Here is a 15,381-nt window from a genome sequence, read left to right as displayed (position 1 = left end):
ACCTGCCATGACCCGGACTGCTTATCTGAACTGCATCAAACCCTCTCTGCTGTTTGCGCTGATCCTGCTGACGGCCATGTTGCGTGCTCTGCCCGCCCCGGCAGCGGGGTCCGAGACGCTGACGGTCGCCGGAGGCTGTTTCTGGTGCGTGGAATCCGATTTCGAATCCGTCCCCGGCGTGCTTGGGGCGGTGTCAGGCTATACCGGTGGCAAGACGGCGAACCCCACCTATGATCAGGTGTCCAAAGGTGGCACCGGTCATTATGAGGCGGTTCAGATCACTTTCGACCCCGCCAAAGTATCGCGTGAAACACTGTTGAACATGTTCTTCCGCTCGGTTGATCCCACCGATGCAGGCGGCCAGTTCTGTGATCGGGGCGACAGCTATCGCACCGCCATTTTCGTCTCTAACACAGGGGAAAAGGCGCTAGCGCAGAAAGCCAAAGGTAATGCTCAGCAGGCATTGGGGCAGACCGTCGTCACACCGATCCTGCAGGAAGGCACATTCTATCCGGCCGAAGAATACCATCAGGATTACTACAAGGGTGACAAGCTGGTCTTTACCCGCTTTGGCCCCAAGCGCCAGAAGAACGCTTATAAGGCCTATCGAAATGCGTGTGGCCGCGATGACCGTGTCCGGCAATTGTGGGGTAGCGCTGCGCCCTTCGCTGGGTCTTAATCGAGCTGCGCCTCGCGCACCTCTTTCAAATCCGGAATAACATCCGCTGTGCCGTGCCGCGTGACCATCAGGGCCGCGGCACGCATCGCTTGGGCGATCGCCTGCGCCATCGGCATCCCTCGATCCATCCCCGCCAGCACATATCCGGTGAAGGTATCCCCCGCGCCGGTCGTATCGACAGCGCTGACCTTATGGGCCTCGAACTGCTGAGGGTCATGGCCTTGATGGTAATACCGCGCGCCTTTTGCACCCAGCGTCACGATCACATGCTCTACAGGCAGGTCCGAGGGCGCAAGGCCTGACGCGGCCTGCAACTGCTCGGCCTCGACCTCGTTCAGGATCAGGAAATCCAGAAATGGCAGGACAGCCTGAACCGCGTCGGCCTGAAATGGGGCGGCGGCGTAGCAAACGGTCAGGCCAAGGTCGCGGCCCAGCCGTGCTGCCTCGATCTGTGCGTTGGTTTCGTTCTGCATCACCAAAACGTCCCCGGTGACGGCCTCACCCAAGGCCCGTTGCAGCTGCTGCGCCTCCAACGCGTGATTGGCACCGGGGTAGAGGATGATCAGGTTTTCACCCTCGGCATCCACGGCGATGATTGCATGACCGGTTGGGGTATCGGTCTCAGAGATAAACCGGGTATCAACCCCATATTCGGTCAATCGGTCGCGCGCCCAGCGCCCATCTGACCCGACGGCGCCGATATGCGCCACCCGCGCCCCAGCCCGGGCTGCCGCCACCGACATATTGGCCCCCTTGCCACCCAGAAACCGATCAAGCCCGCCCGCCGCTAAGGTTTCGCCCGCTTCCGGCAAATGCGGCAGGGCATATACCATATCCGCGTTGATCGAGCCCAGGTTCCAGATCGTCATGGTCTATCCAATATCGCAGGAGGCCAGAATAGCCATGTTCAGAATGTCATTCGCGGTCGAGACGGTCGAGCAGATCTGAATCGGCTTGTCGACGCCGGACAGGATCGGGCCGATCACGGTCGCCCCGCCCATTTCCTGCATCAGTTTGGTCGAGATCGAAGCCGAGTGCCGCGCCGGCACGATCAGGATATTGGCCGGCCCGGTGAGGCGCTGAAACGGGTATCCAGCTTGCTGATCCACGTTCAGCGCGACGTCCACGGTCATCTCGCCCTCGTACTCGAAGTTGACGCCGCGCTGGTCCAGAACCACCGGCGCGCGGTGCATCTTCTCAGCCCGCTCGGACACCGGATAGCCAAAGGTCGAGAAGCTGACAAAGGCCACCCGAGGCTCCAACCCCATGTGACGCGCCACCGCGGCCGAACGTTCGGCGATCGTGGCCAGATCATTTTCATCGGGCCATTCGTGCACCAATGTGTCACCGATCAGAACGATACGACCTTTGTGCAGCAGTGCAGTCACACCGGCTGCACCATGGGCGGCATCGGCATCAAATACGTGATTGATACGATCCAGCACATGCGCCGATTTGCGCGTAGCACCGGTCACCAGACCGTCGCCATGACCATGCGCCAGCATCAGGGATGAGAACACATGCCGGTCGCGCGCCGCGAGGCGGTAGATGTCTTTCCGGTCAAAACCCTTACGCTGCAGGCGTTTATACAAAAAGTCTGTATAGGTCTCGAGATGTGTGGTGTTGGCCGCATTCACCACTTCCAACTCGCGTACCGCATCCCCCAATCCAGCTTCTTCCAGCTTGAGTTTGACATCGTCCGGACGGCCCACAACCAACGCCTTGCCGAAGCCCGAGCGCTGATAGGTCACTGCGGCGCGCAAGACGCGGGGATCGTCGCCCTCGGCAAAGATCATCCGGCTTTGTGCCTGACGCGCACGGGCGTTCAGGCCGCGCAGGATGCTGGCAGTTGGGTCCATGCGGGATTTGAGGCTCAGCTCATAGGCGTCCATGTCGATGATCGGACGGCGGGCTGCGCCAGTGTCCATACCCGCCTTGGCGACAGCAGGCGGAATACGGTGGATCAGGCGCGGATCAAACGGCGTCGGGATGATGTAATCACGCCCAAAGGTCAGCGACTTGCCATAAGCCATGGCAACCTCATCCGGCACGTCCTCACGCGCCAGATTGGCCAGCGCATGGGCGCAAGCGATTTTCATCTCATCATTGATGGCGCGGGCATGAATGTCCAAAGCGCCGCGGAACAGATAGGGAAATCCCAAAACGTTGTTGACCTGGTTCGGGTAATCGCTGCGTCCGGTGGCGACGATGGCATCGACGCGCACTTCATGGGCTTCTTCCGGCGTGATCTCGGGATCCGGGTTGGCCATGGCGAAGATCACAGGATTGTCGGCCATACTGGCAACCATATCTTGTGTCACGGCGCCTTTGACCGATACGCCCAAGAATACATCGGCCCCCTTCATCGCTTCTTCGAGAGTCCGAAGATCGGTGGAGATCGCGTGCGCCGATTTCCACTGGTTCATGCCCTCGGTCCGACCCTGATAGATCACGCCCTTGGTGTCACAGACGATGCAGTTCTCATGCCGCGCGCCCATCGACTTGAGCAGTTCGATACAGGCGATGCCCGCAGCCCCGGCCCCGTTCAGAACGATCTTCACATCCTCGATCTTCTTGCCCGAGATATGCAGCGCGTTGATCAGACCCGCCGCACAGATCACCGCTGTGCCGTGCTGATCATCGTGGAAGACGGGGATGTCCATCTCCTCCTTCAGGCGCTGTTCGATGATGAAACATTCAGGTGCCTTGATGTCCTCAAGGTTGATACCGCCAAAGGTCGGCCCCATCAGGCGAACCGCGCGGCAGAACTCATCCGGGTCCTCAGTGTCCAATTCGATATCGATCGAGTTCACATCGGCGAACCGTTTGAACAGGACAGATTTCCCCTCCATCACCGGTTTCGAGCCCAGCGCACCGAGATTGCCAAGGCCCAGAACGGCTGTGCCATTCGAGATCACGGCAACCAGATTGCCCTTGTTGGTATAGTCATAGGCCGTTTCGGGTGCCTCGGCGATGGCTTCACATGGAACAGCAACACCGGGGCTGTAGGCCAGCGACAGATCGCGCTGCGTGGTCATGGGAACGGTGGCCTGCACCTCCCACTTGCCGGGGGTCGGGTCCAGGTGAAAGGCCAGTGCCTCTTCTTTGGTGATCTTCGCTTTGGGCATCTTCTGGGTCGTTTCCATGACTTCAGGGCTGATGCGTCATAGCGCAGGCGCGCGCGCGCCTCAACGACAATGCGTTTTCACCTTTCGTCGCACGAAGGGGATTTGTAAGGTCGCGTCCGGAAGACGCCAATAGGGGGCCGCTTTTGTCCACAGTCACGCCAATGATGGCGCAATATCTAGAGATCAAAGAGGCCCATGCCGACGCCCTGCTGTTCTACCGCATGGGCGATTTCTACGAGATGTTCTTCGAGGACGCCGTCAACGCTGCCGAAGCGTTGGACATCGCCTTGACCAAACGTGGCAAACACAACGGAACCGATATTCCGATGTGCGGCGTGCCGGTCCATTCGGCTGAGGGCTATCTGCTGACCCTGATCCGCAAAGGCTTTCGCGTCGCCGTCTGCGAGCAGATGGAAAGCCCGGCAGAAGCGAAGAAAAGAGGCTCTAAATCGGTGGTAAGGCGTGATGTCGTGCGTCTGGTGACGCCCGGCACGCTGACCGAAGACGCCTTGCTGGAAGCCCGCCGTCATAACTTTCTGGCCGCCTATTCCGAGGTGCGGGACGAGGCAGCGCTGGCTTGGGCTGATATCTCAACCGGTGCGTTTCACGTGATGCCTTTGACATCCGTTCGTTTAAGCCCCGAGCTTGCGCGACTGGCTCCGTCCGAGCTGATCGTAGCGGATGGCGCGGATCAGCCGCTGCAAGAACCGGTCCGCGATCTGGGTATCTCACTCACCCCTATCGGACGTGCAAGTTTCGACAGCACAGCGGCAGAGAAACGCATCTGCGGTCTGTTTCACGTGGGCGCGCTGGATGCGTTTGGTTCCTTCGGGCGCGCCGAAGTGTCGGCCATGGGCGCGCTGATCGACTATCTGGAGATCACTCAGAAGGGCAAATTGCCCCTGCTGCAAACGCCTTTAAAGGAATCCGAAGATCGCGTCGTTCAGATCGACGCCGCCACACGCCGCAATCTGGAACTAACCCGATCTCTGTCCGGCGGTCGTGCCGGATCGTTGCTGTCGGTTGTCGACCGCACCGTCACACCCGGTGGTGCGCGGCTGCTGGAGCAGCGCCTGTCCAGCCCTTCGCGCAATCTGGATGTGATCCATGCCCGGCTGGATGCAGTGACTTTCGCGGCTGAGGACAGCTTGACCGCCTCAGACCTGCGCGAGGCGCTGCGCAAGACCCCGGATCTGGACCGCGCCCTTTCGCGGCTTTCCCTTGAGCGTGGAGGGCCGCGCGATCTGGCCGCCGTTCGCAACGGACTGACTCAGGCGTCAACGATTGCCGAGCTTTGCGGTACGCAGGACCTGCCAATATTGCTGTCTACAGCCGTTCAAAACCTTGTCGGCTTTGATGACCTCTTGGGTCTGCTTGACGAGGCGCTGGTTGCCGAACCGCCGCTATTGGCTCGTGACGGAGGCTTCATAGCCCCCGGCTTTGACTCGGAACTGGATGAGGCCCGAACTTTGCGCGACGAAGGTCGCTCGGTCATCGCCGGGTTTCAGCAGAAATACGCCGAGCATACCGGCATTGCTTCGTTGAAGATCAAGCATAACAACGTGCTGGGTTACTTCATCGAAACCACCGCCACACATGCCGAAAAAATGCTGAACCCGCCGTTCAGCGAGACCTATATTCACCGTCAAACCACAGCCAATCAGGTGCGCTTTACCACCGTCGAACTCTCCGAGATCGAAACCCGTATCCTGAACGCAGGAAATCTGGCTTTGGAGATCGAAAAAAGGCTCTATCAAAGGCTATCTGACGAGATTCTTACCCTTGCTGCCCGCCTGAACCAAGCCGCACGCGGGCTGGCTGAGCTGGATTTGACCACCGCCTTGGCAGATCTGGCACGCGGAGAAAACTGGTGTCGACCGCAAGTCGATGCCTCGCGCGCGTTCGATGTGCAGGGCGGTCGCCATCCGGTCGTGGAACATGCGCTGCGCCAGCAAAGTGGCGATGCGTTCATCGCCAATGATTGTGATCTGAGCGCCGAGGACGGTGCTGCCATCTGGCTGCTGACAGGTCCCAACATGGCCGGTAAATCAACCTTCCTGCGCCAGAACGCGCTGATCGCCCTGTTAGCGCAAATGGGCAGCTATGTTCCGGCAGAGCGGGCGCATATCGGTGTCGTCAGCCAGCTGTTCAGCCGTGTCGGCGCGTCCGACGATTTGGCCCGGGGCCGCTCGACATTTATGGTCGAGATGGTGGAAACCGCTGCCATCCTCAACCAGGCTGACGACCGCGCGCTGGTCATTCTTGATGAAATTGGCCGCGGCACCGCCACCTATGACGGCCTGTCCATCGCCTGGGCGACGCTGGAACACCTGCATGCCGCCAATAAATGCCGTGCCTTGTTTGCGACCCACTACCATGAATTGACCGCCTTGGCAGGAAATCTGGAAGGCGTCGACAACGCCACCGTCGCGGTCAAGGAATGGGAAGGTGAGGTGATCTTCCTGCACGAGGTGCACAAAGGCGCCGCCGACCGGTCCTATGGTGTTCAGGTCGCCCAACTCGCCGGTCTGCCTGCATCCGTGGTTGAGCGCGCCCGCGTCGTGTTGGATCAGTTAGAGAAAACCGAGCGCGAGGGCGGCAAGCAAAAGGCCTTGATCGACGACCTGCCCTTGTTTTCGGCAGCGCCACCTCCCCCGCCTCCGGCACCCAAGGCCTCACCGGTCACGGATATGCTTGACGAGATCTTGCCGGATGAGCTGACCCCGCGCGAAGCGTTGGACCTGATCTATAAATTGAAAGAGGCGGCCAGATCCTGACCGCCTCAAAATTCTTGGTTTTACAACTGCTTAGCTTGCAGGCATAGACGAAACGCCGACCTGCGCCGGGCGCAGCAGGCGGTCATGCAGCATGAAACCTTCGGCCGAGACCTGAATGATGTCCCCGGCTTTGGTGCCAGGCACCGGAGCCTCAAACATCGCCTCATGTACATTCGGGTCAAACCGGTCGCCAACTTCGGGCGTGATCACTTCAATCCCGTGCTTCTGGAACACGTCCTTCAACGCTCGCATGGTCAACTCGACACCTTCCAGCAGACCGGCGGCAGACTCTTTCTGCTCGTCGGTCGCGGCCTCAAGCGCGCGCTTCATATTGTCATAGACTGGCAGCATGTCGCGCGCCAGTTTCGACCCGCCATACTGCTCAGCATCCCGGCGCGCCTTGTCACCGCGCTTGCGGGCGTTCTCGGCGTCGGCCAGCGCACGCATGAACTTGTCTTTATAGTCGTCTCGCTCAGCACGCAGCTGATCGATCTCCAGCGCCTCTTCGCTGATCTCAGCAAATTCCTCGGCAAACTCTTCCGCTTCTGCGGACATGATATCGTCCAGAAATTCTTCGTTCTTGGGCTCTGCCATCTCTTACCCTCTAGCTCCGGTCGGATATCAGCTTGCCGACCAGTTGCGCCGTATAATCCACGATTGGCACGATCCGTCCATAATTCAGACGTGTGGGTCCGATAACCCCGACCGCACCGATTATCTTTCGATCAGCGTTCATATATGGAGACACCACCAAAGAGGAACCCGAAAGTGAGAAAAGTTTGTTCTCGGAACCAATAAAAATGCGCACACCCTCGCCATCTTCGGTCAATTCGAGGAATTCGGCGATGTCACGTTTGCGTTCCAGATCGTCAAACAGCGTTCGGATCCGGTCCAACTCTTCAGTCTGACCCGGTTCATTCAACAGATTCGCCCGCCCGCGCACAATCAAACGGGCCGAGTCGCCGCCATCGCTGTCCCAAGCGGCCATCCCGCTCTCGACCATCTCACGCGCCAGCACGTCGATTTCTTGTCTGCGGGCGTCGATCTGGCTTTGCATCTGACGCCGCACTTCGCTGAGCGTGCGCCCCTCGATCAGCGCATTCAGAAAGTTCGCCGCCTCACGCATTGAACTGGGTGTCTGCCCTGGCGGGGGGGTGAACAGCCGGTTTTCCACGTGACCGTCCGAGAATACCAGAACCACCAAAGCCCGGTCATGGCCCAGAGAGACGAACTCGATATGCTTGATCTCGGCCTCGTGCTTGGGTGTCAGAACCAGAGAGGCACCTTGTGTCACGTGTGACAATGCCGATCCCACACGGTCCAGCATTCCGCCCACATCGCCCGCGTTAGAGCCTAAAGTCTCGTCTAGTTTCTGCCGATCATCCGCACCCAAATCGCCAACTTCGAGCAACCCATCGACAAACATACGCAGCCCCTGCTGGGTCGGAATACGCCCCGCACTGATATGAGGGCTGTCCAGCAGGCCCAGAAACTCCAGATCCTGCATGACGTTGCGCACAGTGGCGGCGCTGACTTTTTCGGACAAAGTACGCGTCAGCGTGCGGCTGCCGACAGGCTCACCGCTGTCCAGATAACTTTCGACGATCAGCCGGAATACTTCCCGTGATCGGTCGTTCATCTCATCCAGAATTTTGCTCGCTTCACTCATCGGCGGTCCCCTGCTGGATCGTCATTAAATCGCAGGTAAATGAAAGGTCAATCGGGGTTGCATCGTAACGCTGCGGGGCGGTATCCCCAACCCAGTAGATAAAGGAATTCCCATGCGACCCTCAGGACGTGATCTAAACGAAATGCGCGCCGTTTCAATCGAAACGGGCTTTACCAAACATGCCGAAGGTTCCTGCCTGATCAAGATGGGCGATACCCACGTGCTGTGCACCGCCACGATCGAGGATCGCGTACCACCCTTCATCAAAGGCTCAGGGCTGGGTTGGGTCACCGCCGAATATGGAATGCTGCCACGGGCGACGAATACGCGGATGCGGCGCGAGGCTGCCTCGGGCAAGCAGGGTGGTCGGACTGTGGAAATTCAGCGCCTGATTGGCCGTGCGTTGCGCGCCGGTGTGGACCGGGTCGCCCTGGGTGAACGACAGATCACTGTCGACTGTGATGTGATCCAGGCTGATGGCGGAACCCGCTGCGCTTCGATCACCGGTGGTTGGGTTGCGCTGCGTCTGGCCGTCAATAAGCTGATGAAGACGGGAGAGGTGATTTCCGATCCGCTGGTCGATCCGGTTGCCGCTGTGTCCTGCGGTATCTATGCTGGTCAGCCGGTTCTGGACCTCGACTATCCCGAAGACAGTGAGGCCGGTGTGGATGGTAATTTCATCATGACCGGTTCAGGCAAACTGATCGAGGTTCAGATGAGCGCCGAAGGCTCGGTCTTCAGCCGCGCCCAGATGGACCAACTGATGGATCTGGCCGTAAAAGGCGTGGGCGAGCTGGCCGCAGCACAAAAGGCCGCCACCGCATGACCCGCAGGTTCGACGGGGACAGGCTGCTGGTTGCCACCCACAACAAAGGCAAGCTTGAGGAGATGGCGCATCTCCTCGAACCCTTTGATGTGACGGTGGTCGGCGCGGGCGAGATGAACCTGCCCGAACCGGAAGAGACCGAAGACACATTTGTCGGCAACGCCCGGATCAAAGCTCATGCCGCTGCGAAGGCGACCGGCCTGCCTGCCCTGTCGGACGACTCCGGGATCACCATTGATGCACTGGACGGCGCGCCCGGTGTCTATACCGCCGATTGGGCCGAAACCGGAAATGGCCGCGATTTCCTGATGGCCATGACCCGTGCCCATACTGAGCTGGAGGCTAAAGGTGCCGCGCATCCCCGCACCGCACAGTTCCGCAGCACATTGGTTCTGGCCTGGCCCGATGGTCACGATGAGGTATTCGAGGGCATCGCCCCCGGTCATCTAGTCTGGCCAATCCGAGGCGAAGGCGGGTTTGGCTATGACCCGATGTTTGTCCCCGACGGATACGACATTACCTTTGCCGAGATGGATCGTTGGGAAAAGAACAAGATCAGCCATCGCGGCCGCGCGGTTGAGATGTTCGTGAAAGGCTGCTTTGGCGGATGATTGGCGCAATGGGGGCTTTGGCCTGTATGTGCATTGGCCCTTCTGCGAGGCTAAGTGCCCCTATTGCGACTTCAACAGCCATGTTTCCAAAAATATCAATCAAAAACAATGGCTTGGTTGTTATCTTAGTGAACTGAAACGATCTGCCGCTGAAACACCAGATCGCGTGTTGAACACGATCTTCTTTGGCGGCGGCACCCCGTCGCTGATGGCGCCGGAAACTGTCGCCGCCATCATAGACGAGGCCCGCGCCCTGTGGCGGCCCGCAAACGACATGGAGATCACGCTTGAGGCCAACCCAAGTTCGGTCGAAACGGGTCGATTTGCGGCCTATCGAGACGCCGGCGTGAATCGGATCTCGATGGGTGTGCAGGCGCTGAACGATGAAGACCTGCGTCGGCTGGGCCGCATTCATACCGTCGCCGAGGCCCGAGCAGCCTTCGATATCGCCCGCACTTGTTTTGACCGCGTTAGCTTTGATCTGATCTACGCCCGGCAGCATCAGACTTTGGACGCATGGCGCGCAGAGTTGACCGAAGCCCTTTCGATGGCCGTCGATCATCTGTCTCTCTATCAATTGACGATCGAGGACGGCACGGCCTTTGGCGACCGGTATGCTGTTGGAAAACTGCGCGGCCTGCCCGAAGATGATAGCGCTGCCGATATGTATCTGGCCACGCAAGAGATCTGCGAGGCCCACGGATTACCTGCTTACGAGGTCTCAAACCACGCGCGGCCCGGTTCGGAATCGCAGCACAACCTGATCTATTGGCGCTATGGTGATTATGTCGGCATCGGCCCCGGCGCTCATGGTCGGATCACGCTGAATCGACGAAAGTTTGCAACCGAAACCCACCTGGCCCCGACGAAATGGCTCAAGTCTGCCGAGAATGGATCAGGAGAGAGCAATCGTTCAGAACTGAGCCGTCAGGATCAGGCCACCGAATACCTTATGATGAGTCTTCGCATATTTGAAGGACTAGATATTGAGAGATATCAAGCTCTCGCAGACCGGCCCTTAGCGCAGGAAAAACTACAGGCTTTAAGTGATATCGGCATGATCACGATTGGCGAAAACCGATTGCAGGCGACATCTGATGGGCGCGCCGTGCTGAATGCCGTAATCCGGGAATTGTTGGAGTAGCGCATGCAATATCTCTGGGCCGGTCTGGGATTGCTCTGCGTTGCGCTCGCCATGATTGGCGTTGCCCTGCCCCTGCTTCCAACTGTACCGTTTCTACTGCTGGCTGCATTTTTCTTCGCACGTTCGTCGTCACGGCTGCACAACTGGTTGCTCAGCCACCGAACTTTTGGACCGATGATCGTCGACTGGCAAAGCTCAGGTGCAATCCGACCAGCGGCAAAAAAGGCGGCCACCGTTTCGATCGCCGCCGTGTTTGTCCTGTCGGTCGTGATCTCAGTTCCGACACATGTCCTGATCATTCAAGCCATTGTGCTTGGGTGTGTCATGGTCTTTATCTGGACGCGCCCTAACGGCTGAGCTTGGCGCACAGATCGTCCAACTGATCCAGATTCTCATAAGCCAGCACCACTTGCCCCGATTCCGCACCAGCCTTGTGGTTGATGGTCACCTTCATTGCGAGAATCGCTGACAAGTCTTTCTCCAACGCGCGCGTATCGGCATCCTTCCCGGCATTCAGGTTTCTGGATCGGGGAGCGGGCTTATCAGCATCGCCCTGTTGTTTCTTAACCAAAGCCTCGGTCGCGCGTACCGACAGCCCATCGCGCACCACCTGTTTTGCCAGCTCTGACGGGTTTTCCGCGGTGATCAATGCCCGCGCGTGCCCTGCTGAAAGCTTGCCTTCAATGACTAGCGTCTGCACATCCATCGGTAATGAGAGCAGACGCAGCAAGTTGGCGATGTGGCTGCGGCTTTTGCCCAAAGCCTCGGCCAGTTTTTCCTGCGTGTGACCAAAACGATCCATCAACTGCTTGAAACCGGCAGCTTCTTCCACTGCATTCAGATCCGCGCGCTGAATATTTTCGATGATGGCGACCTCAAGCACCTCAGTGTCATCGAACTCACGAATAATGACAGGGATTTCATGCAGTTGCGCCATCTGGGCCGCGCGCCAGCGACGCTCGCCAGCGACAATCTCATATTGTCCACCTGTGATGCTGCGTACGATCAGAGGCTGAATGATCCCCTTTTCCTTGACCGAAGCCGCAAGTTCGTCCAGTTGCTCTTGCGCGAACCGGCGGCGTGGCTGATCCGGGTTTGCTTGCAGTTTTTCAATCGGAACCTTCAGATCAGGACGGCGCGGTTCAGCTGTGATCCGACCATCCGCCTCGGGCGCTACATCAGCCATCAATGCCGACAAGCCGCGACCTAATCCCCGGGATTTGCTTTTCTTGACGCTCACTATGCCCTCCTGACGTCCGCTTAGGCGGCTACTTTGTTATTCTTATGCATGATCTCTCGAGCAAGATGCCGATAGGCCATCGCCCCAAGAGACCCGGAATCATACTGCAGAACCGGCAACGCGTAAGACGGTGCCTCGCTCACCCGTACATTCCTGGGTATCTTGGTTTTAAATACCATCTCACCCAGATTGTCACGCGCATCCTTTTCAACCTGACGGGACAAGTTGTTGCGGTTGTCATACATGGTCAACACAACACCTTCGATTCTAAGGTCTGGATTCGCGGTCTGGCGCACCTCTCGAATGGTCAGCATGAGCTGGGACAGACCTTCAAGCGCAAAAAACTCGCTCTGTAGTGGCACGAGGACAGAATGCGCCGCGACCATTGCATTTACAGTCAGCAAATTCAGCGACGGAGGGCAATCGATCAGCACAAAGTCCAACCCAAAGGTATCTATTGCAGTCTGACGCAACGCGTCATGCAACAAATAACTGCGTTTTTCGTTTGAAATCAGTTCAATATCCGCTGAGCTAAGGTCAACCGTCGCTGGAACAACATAGAGATTGCTGATCTCTGTTTCCTGAACAACGGCCTCCAACGGGGCATCATCGAGTATGAGATCATATGTCGTCCAATCCCGGTCCTCGACACCCAAACCGGTCGAGGCATTACCCTGAGGATCGAGATCCACGACCAAAACCTTGCAACCCGCTTCTGCCAATCCAGCTGCCAGATTAATCGCTGTTGTCGTCTTTCCCACCCCGCCCTTCTGGTTGGCAACCGCAATAATCCGGGGCCCGGCAGGGCGAGACAGATCAACCACGAGAGACTCCTTTGATCTTCAGGATAACGGCTTGAGGTTCCGTTAAACTTGTAATCGGCTCAACCTCGAATTTCCATTCCTTGCAGGCCTCATCCAATTCTTTTTTCCAGGTTGCGCCTTTCGGCAACAAAGCAACGCCTTCAGGGCTTAAATGCCTATCACAAAAGGACAATAGACTGGTCAGATCTGACAACGCCCGTGCGGACAGGATGTCTGCCCGAAGCGGTTCAACATCTTCGATTCGCTTGGATATGACTTTGCAATTCGCGCCAGTTTCTCGTGCAACATTGCGCAGAAACGCCGATTTGCGTTGATCGCTTTCAACTAAGGTAAACTGCGTGTCCGGAGCAGTTTCAAGCGCCATGATCGCGCAAACCATGCCCGGAAATCCCCCACCACTTCCCAGGTCCACCCAATGAGCGACGGAACCTGAGCAGTGAAACACTTGCACCGAATCCTGGATGTGACGGGTCCAGATTTCTTTAAGACTGTTACGCGAAACCAAGTTTATCTTGGGATTCCAACGCTCAACAAGTTCAACATATTTGCGCAAGCGCTCCAATGTTTCACGTGAAACATTCAGGTTATCGGGCGCCGCACCTTGGATGGCACTCATGCTTTACGCACCTTCATATCGCGACGAAGCTTTGCCAGCACCAGAGTCAATGCCGCCGGCGTCACGCCTTCAACCCGACCCGCCTGAGCGATATTAGCTGGTTTGGCCTGGGACAGTTTTTGCTTCATTTCCGTCGAGAGACCATCGAGCGAGAAATAGTCAAAATCCCTTGGAATCACATGTGATTCATCTCGCTTCATAGCCTCGACATCCCGCTGTTGTCGCGCAATGTAATTGGCATAAAGCGCATCTCGCTCAATCTGACGGCGTGTCCCGTCATCGGTTTGGGAGAGTTCTGGTTCAAGCGCTATCAAATCTTCGAATACAACATTCGGAAAGGCCAGGACAGCCATACCATCCCGGCGATTACCGTCCTGATTGACCTCGATTCCAGCTGCGCGAATTTCTTTCGGCGTAAAAGTCCGTTCTGTGAGTTTTGATTTTGCCGCCAAAAGCTTATTCAGTTTTTCGGTAAAGGCTGATCGCCGCTTCTCTCCCACGCAGCCAAGCTCAATTCCCAATGGCGTCAAACGTTGATCTGCATTGTCAGCGCGAAGCGAAAGACGGAATTCTGCTCGTGAGGTAAACATTCTATACGGTTCCGCAACACCACGAGTGGTCAGGTCGTCGATCATTACGCCGATATAGCTGTCAGAACGTGTAAAAAACACCGATTCCAGCCCCTGAACTTCTCTGGCAGCGTTCAGACCGGCTACTATACCTTGGGCGGCCGCCTCCTCATATCCTGTGGTTCCATTGATTTGGCCCGCAAGATATAGCCCCGGTACATCAGGCAGCGACAGGGAAGCATCTAAGACTCGAGGATCAACATAGTCATATTCGATCGCATAGCCCGGTTGCTGGATTTCGGCCTGCTCAAGCCCTTTGATCGAGCGCACATATTCAACCTGAACATCCTGAGGTAATGATGTGGAAATACCATTGGGGTACACCGTGTGATCGTTTACGCCCTCGGGCTCTAGAAAAATCTGATGCGAGTCCTTATCCGCAAATCTCACGATCTTGTCTTCGATCGAGGGGCAATACCTAGGCCCCACGCCATCAATATGCCCGCCGTACATCGCGGACCGCGACAGATTACGCTCGATAATCTCATGCGTTTTGGCGTTGGTATGTGTGATACCACAGGCAATTTGCGGCGCCGTCACCGATTCCGACAGGAACGAAAACAAGGTAGGTTCGGTATCGCCATCCTGCCGCTCCAGCACATCCCAGTCGATTGTCCGGCCATCGAGGCGTGGAGGTGTCCCGGTTTTCAGACGCGCCATCGGCAGTGCGAAGCCGTCCAATCTTTCTGCCAGCTTCACTGAGGGTCGGTCGCCCATGCGACCTCCGGGCTTCGAAACGTCGCCAATATGAATGACGCCCCGTAGAAATGTGCCGGATGTCAGGATAACAGTCTGCGATGGGATCACCGAACCATCCGCCAAAACAACCCCGGTTACGCGTTTTCCATCCATTCGAAAATCGACCACTTCACCAGTGATGATGGTTAAATTCGGCTGATTCTGAGTGGCTTGAACCATGGCCGCGCGATACAGTGCGCGATCAGCCTGCGCGCGCGGGCCCTGCACTGCCGGCCCTTTTCGGCGGTTCAAAAGGCGGAACTGAATGCCTGCCTGATCTGCCACACGGCCCATGACACCGTCCAACGCATCGATTTCGCGAACCAGATGGCCTTTCCCAAGACCTCCGATGGCGGGGTTACAGGACATCACCCCAATATCCCGTTCGGACAAAGTGACCAGAGCAGTCGACACACCCATACGGGCGGCTGCATGGGCGGCCTCAGCCCCTGCATGGCCGGCACCAATCACGACAACATCAAACTCCGAATGTTTCACGT

The 15,381-nt window shown here is 57.6% G+C and carries 14 protein-coding genes; 6 read left to right on the top strand and 8 right to left on the bottom strand.

Annotation, left to right across the window (positions count from 1 at the left end; all coding sequences use genetic code 11):
- Positions 1 to 7: 7 nt before the first annotated feature.
- Positions 8 to 679: a peptide-methionine (S)-S-oxide reductase MsrA gene (gene msrA / locus ACR3EM_RS14445; RefSeq protein WP_480471344.1), complete on the top strand. Its 672-nt coding sequence runs from the start codon at positions 8 to 10 to the stop codon at positions 677 to 679.
- On the opposite strand, the gene ACR3EM_RS14440 is transcribed toward msrA, so the two are convergent.
- A complete protein-coding gene (locus ACR3EM_RS14440; protein ID WP_480471343.1) occupies positions 676 to 1,548 on the bottom strand; it encodes a ribokinase in 873 nt (290 codons plus the stop codon). The two genes, msrA and ACR3EM_RS14440, sit on opposite strands and share 4 nt — an antisense overlap.
- A gap of 3 nt (positions 1,549 to 1,551) precedes the next feature.
- Entirely contained in the window at positions 1,552 to 3,807 is a 2,256-nt protein-coding gene (locus ACR3EM_RS14435) for an NADP-dependent malic enzyme (protein ID WP_480471937.1), read from the bottom strand.
- A 161-nt stretch (positions 3,808 to 3,968) separates the two neighbouring features.
- Between ACR3EM_RS14435 and mutS the strand changes: the two genes are divergently transcribed.
- A complete protein-coding gene (gene mutS, locus ACR3EM_RS14430) occupies positions 3,969 to 6,584 on the top strand; it encodes a DNA mismatch repair protein MutS (RefSeq protein WP_480471936.1) in 2,616 nt (871 codons plus the stop codon).
- Between the two features lie 30 nt (positions 6,585 to 6,614).
- Here mutS and ACR3EM_RS14425 read toward each other — a convergent pair whose 3' ends face one another.
- Together ACR3EM_RS14425 and hrcA are read right to left on the bottom strand one after the other, a co-directional pair.
- Positions 6,615 to 7,178, bottom strand: a complete 564-nt coding sequence (locus tag ACR3EM_RS14425; protein WP_480471342.1) for a nucleotide exchange factor GrpE — start codon at positions 7,176 to 7,178, stop codon at positions 6,615 to 6,617.
- Between the two features lie 10 nt (positions 7,179 to 7,188).
- Positions 7,189 to 8,253, bottom strand: coding sequence for a heat-inducible transcriptional repressor HrcA (gene hrcA, locus ACR3EM_RS14420; protein ID WP_480471341.1), 1,065 nt, complete (start codon positions 8,251 to 8,253; stop codon positions 7,189 to 7,191).
- Between the two features lie 112 nt (positions 8,254 to 8,365).
- On the opposite strand from hrcA, the gene rph reads away from it, so the two are divergent.
- The 4 genes from rph to ACR3EM_RS14400 are packed head-to-tail and all read left to right on the top strand — an operon-like array spanning position 8,366 to position 11,191.
- Positions 8,366 to 9,079, top strand: a complete 714-nt coding sequence (gene rph, locus ACR3EM_RS14415) for a ribonuclease PH (RefSeq protein ID WP_480471340.1) — start codon at positions 8,366 to 8,368, stop codon at positions 9,077 to 9,079.
- Entirely contained in the window at positions 9,076 to 9,690 is a 615-nt protein-coding gene (gene rdgB, locus ACR3EM_RS14410; RefSeq protein WP_480471339.1) for an RdgB/HAM1 family non-canonical purine NTP pyrophosphatase, read from the top strand. Before rph ends, rdgB begins: the two co-directional genes overlap by 4 nt.
- Positions 9,680 to 10,834 (top strand): radical SAM family heme chaperone HemW, encoded by a 1,155-nt coding sequence (gene hemW, locus ACR3EM_RS14405; protein WP_480471338.1) that lies wholly within the window; start codon positions 9,680 to 9,682, stop codon positions 10,832 to 10,834. The genes rdgB and hemW overlap by 11 nt, the downstream gene beginning before the upstream one ends.
- Positions 10,835 to 10,837: 3 nt before the next feature.
- Entirely contained in the window at positions 10,838 to 11,191 is a 354-nt protein-coding gene (locus ACR3EM_RS14400; protein ID WP_480471337.1) for a YbaN family protein, read from the top strand.
- On the opposite strand, the gene ACR3EM_RS14395 is transcribed toward ACR3EM_RS14400, so the two are convergent.
- The 4 genes from ACR3EM_RS14395 to mnmG are packed head-to-tail and all read right to left on the bottom strand — an operon-like array spanning position 11,181 to position 15,379.
- Positions 11,181 to 12,074, bottom strand: a complete 894-nt coding sequence (locus tag ACR3EM_RS14395; RefSeq protein WP_480471336.1) for a ParB/RepB/Spo0J family partition protein — start codon at positions 12,072 to 12,074, stop codon at positions 11,181 to 11,183. The two genes, ACR3EM_RS14400 and ACR3EM_RS14395, sit on opposite strands and share 11 nt — an antisense overlap.
- 20 nt (positions 12,075 to 12,094) lie before the next feature.
- Positions 12,095 to 12,898: a ParA family protein gene (locus ACR3EM_RS14390; RefSeq protein WP_480471335.1), complete on the bottom strand. Its 804-nt coding sequence runs from the start codon at positions 12,896 to 12,898 to the stop codon at positions 12,095 to 12,097.
- Entirely contained in the window at positions 12,891 to 13,514 is a 624-nt protein-coding gene (gene rsmG, locus ACR3EM_RS14385; protein ID WP_480471334.1) for a 16S rRNA (guanine(527)-N(7))-methyltransferase RsmG, read from the bottom strand. The genes ACR3EM_RS14390 and rsmG overlap by 8 nt, the downstream gene beginning before the upstream one ends.
- The gene (gene mnmG, locus ACR3EM_RS14380) at positions 13,511 to 15,379 is read right to left on the bottom strand and encodes a tRNA uridine-5-carboxymethylaminomethyl(34) synthesis enzyme MnmG (protein ID WP_480471333.1); all 1,869 of its coding nucleotides are present in this window, start codon (positions 15,377 to 15,379) and stop codon (positions 13,511 to 13,513) included. The genes rsmG and mnmG overlap by 4 nt, the downstream gene beginning before the upstream one ends.
- Between the last annotated feature and the right edge of the window lie 2 nt (positions 15,380 to 15,381).

The organism is Ruegeria sp. AH3, from assembly GCF_056536265.1.
This window is presented reverse-complemented; position numbering and strand designations above follow the sequence as displayed.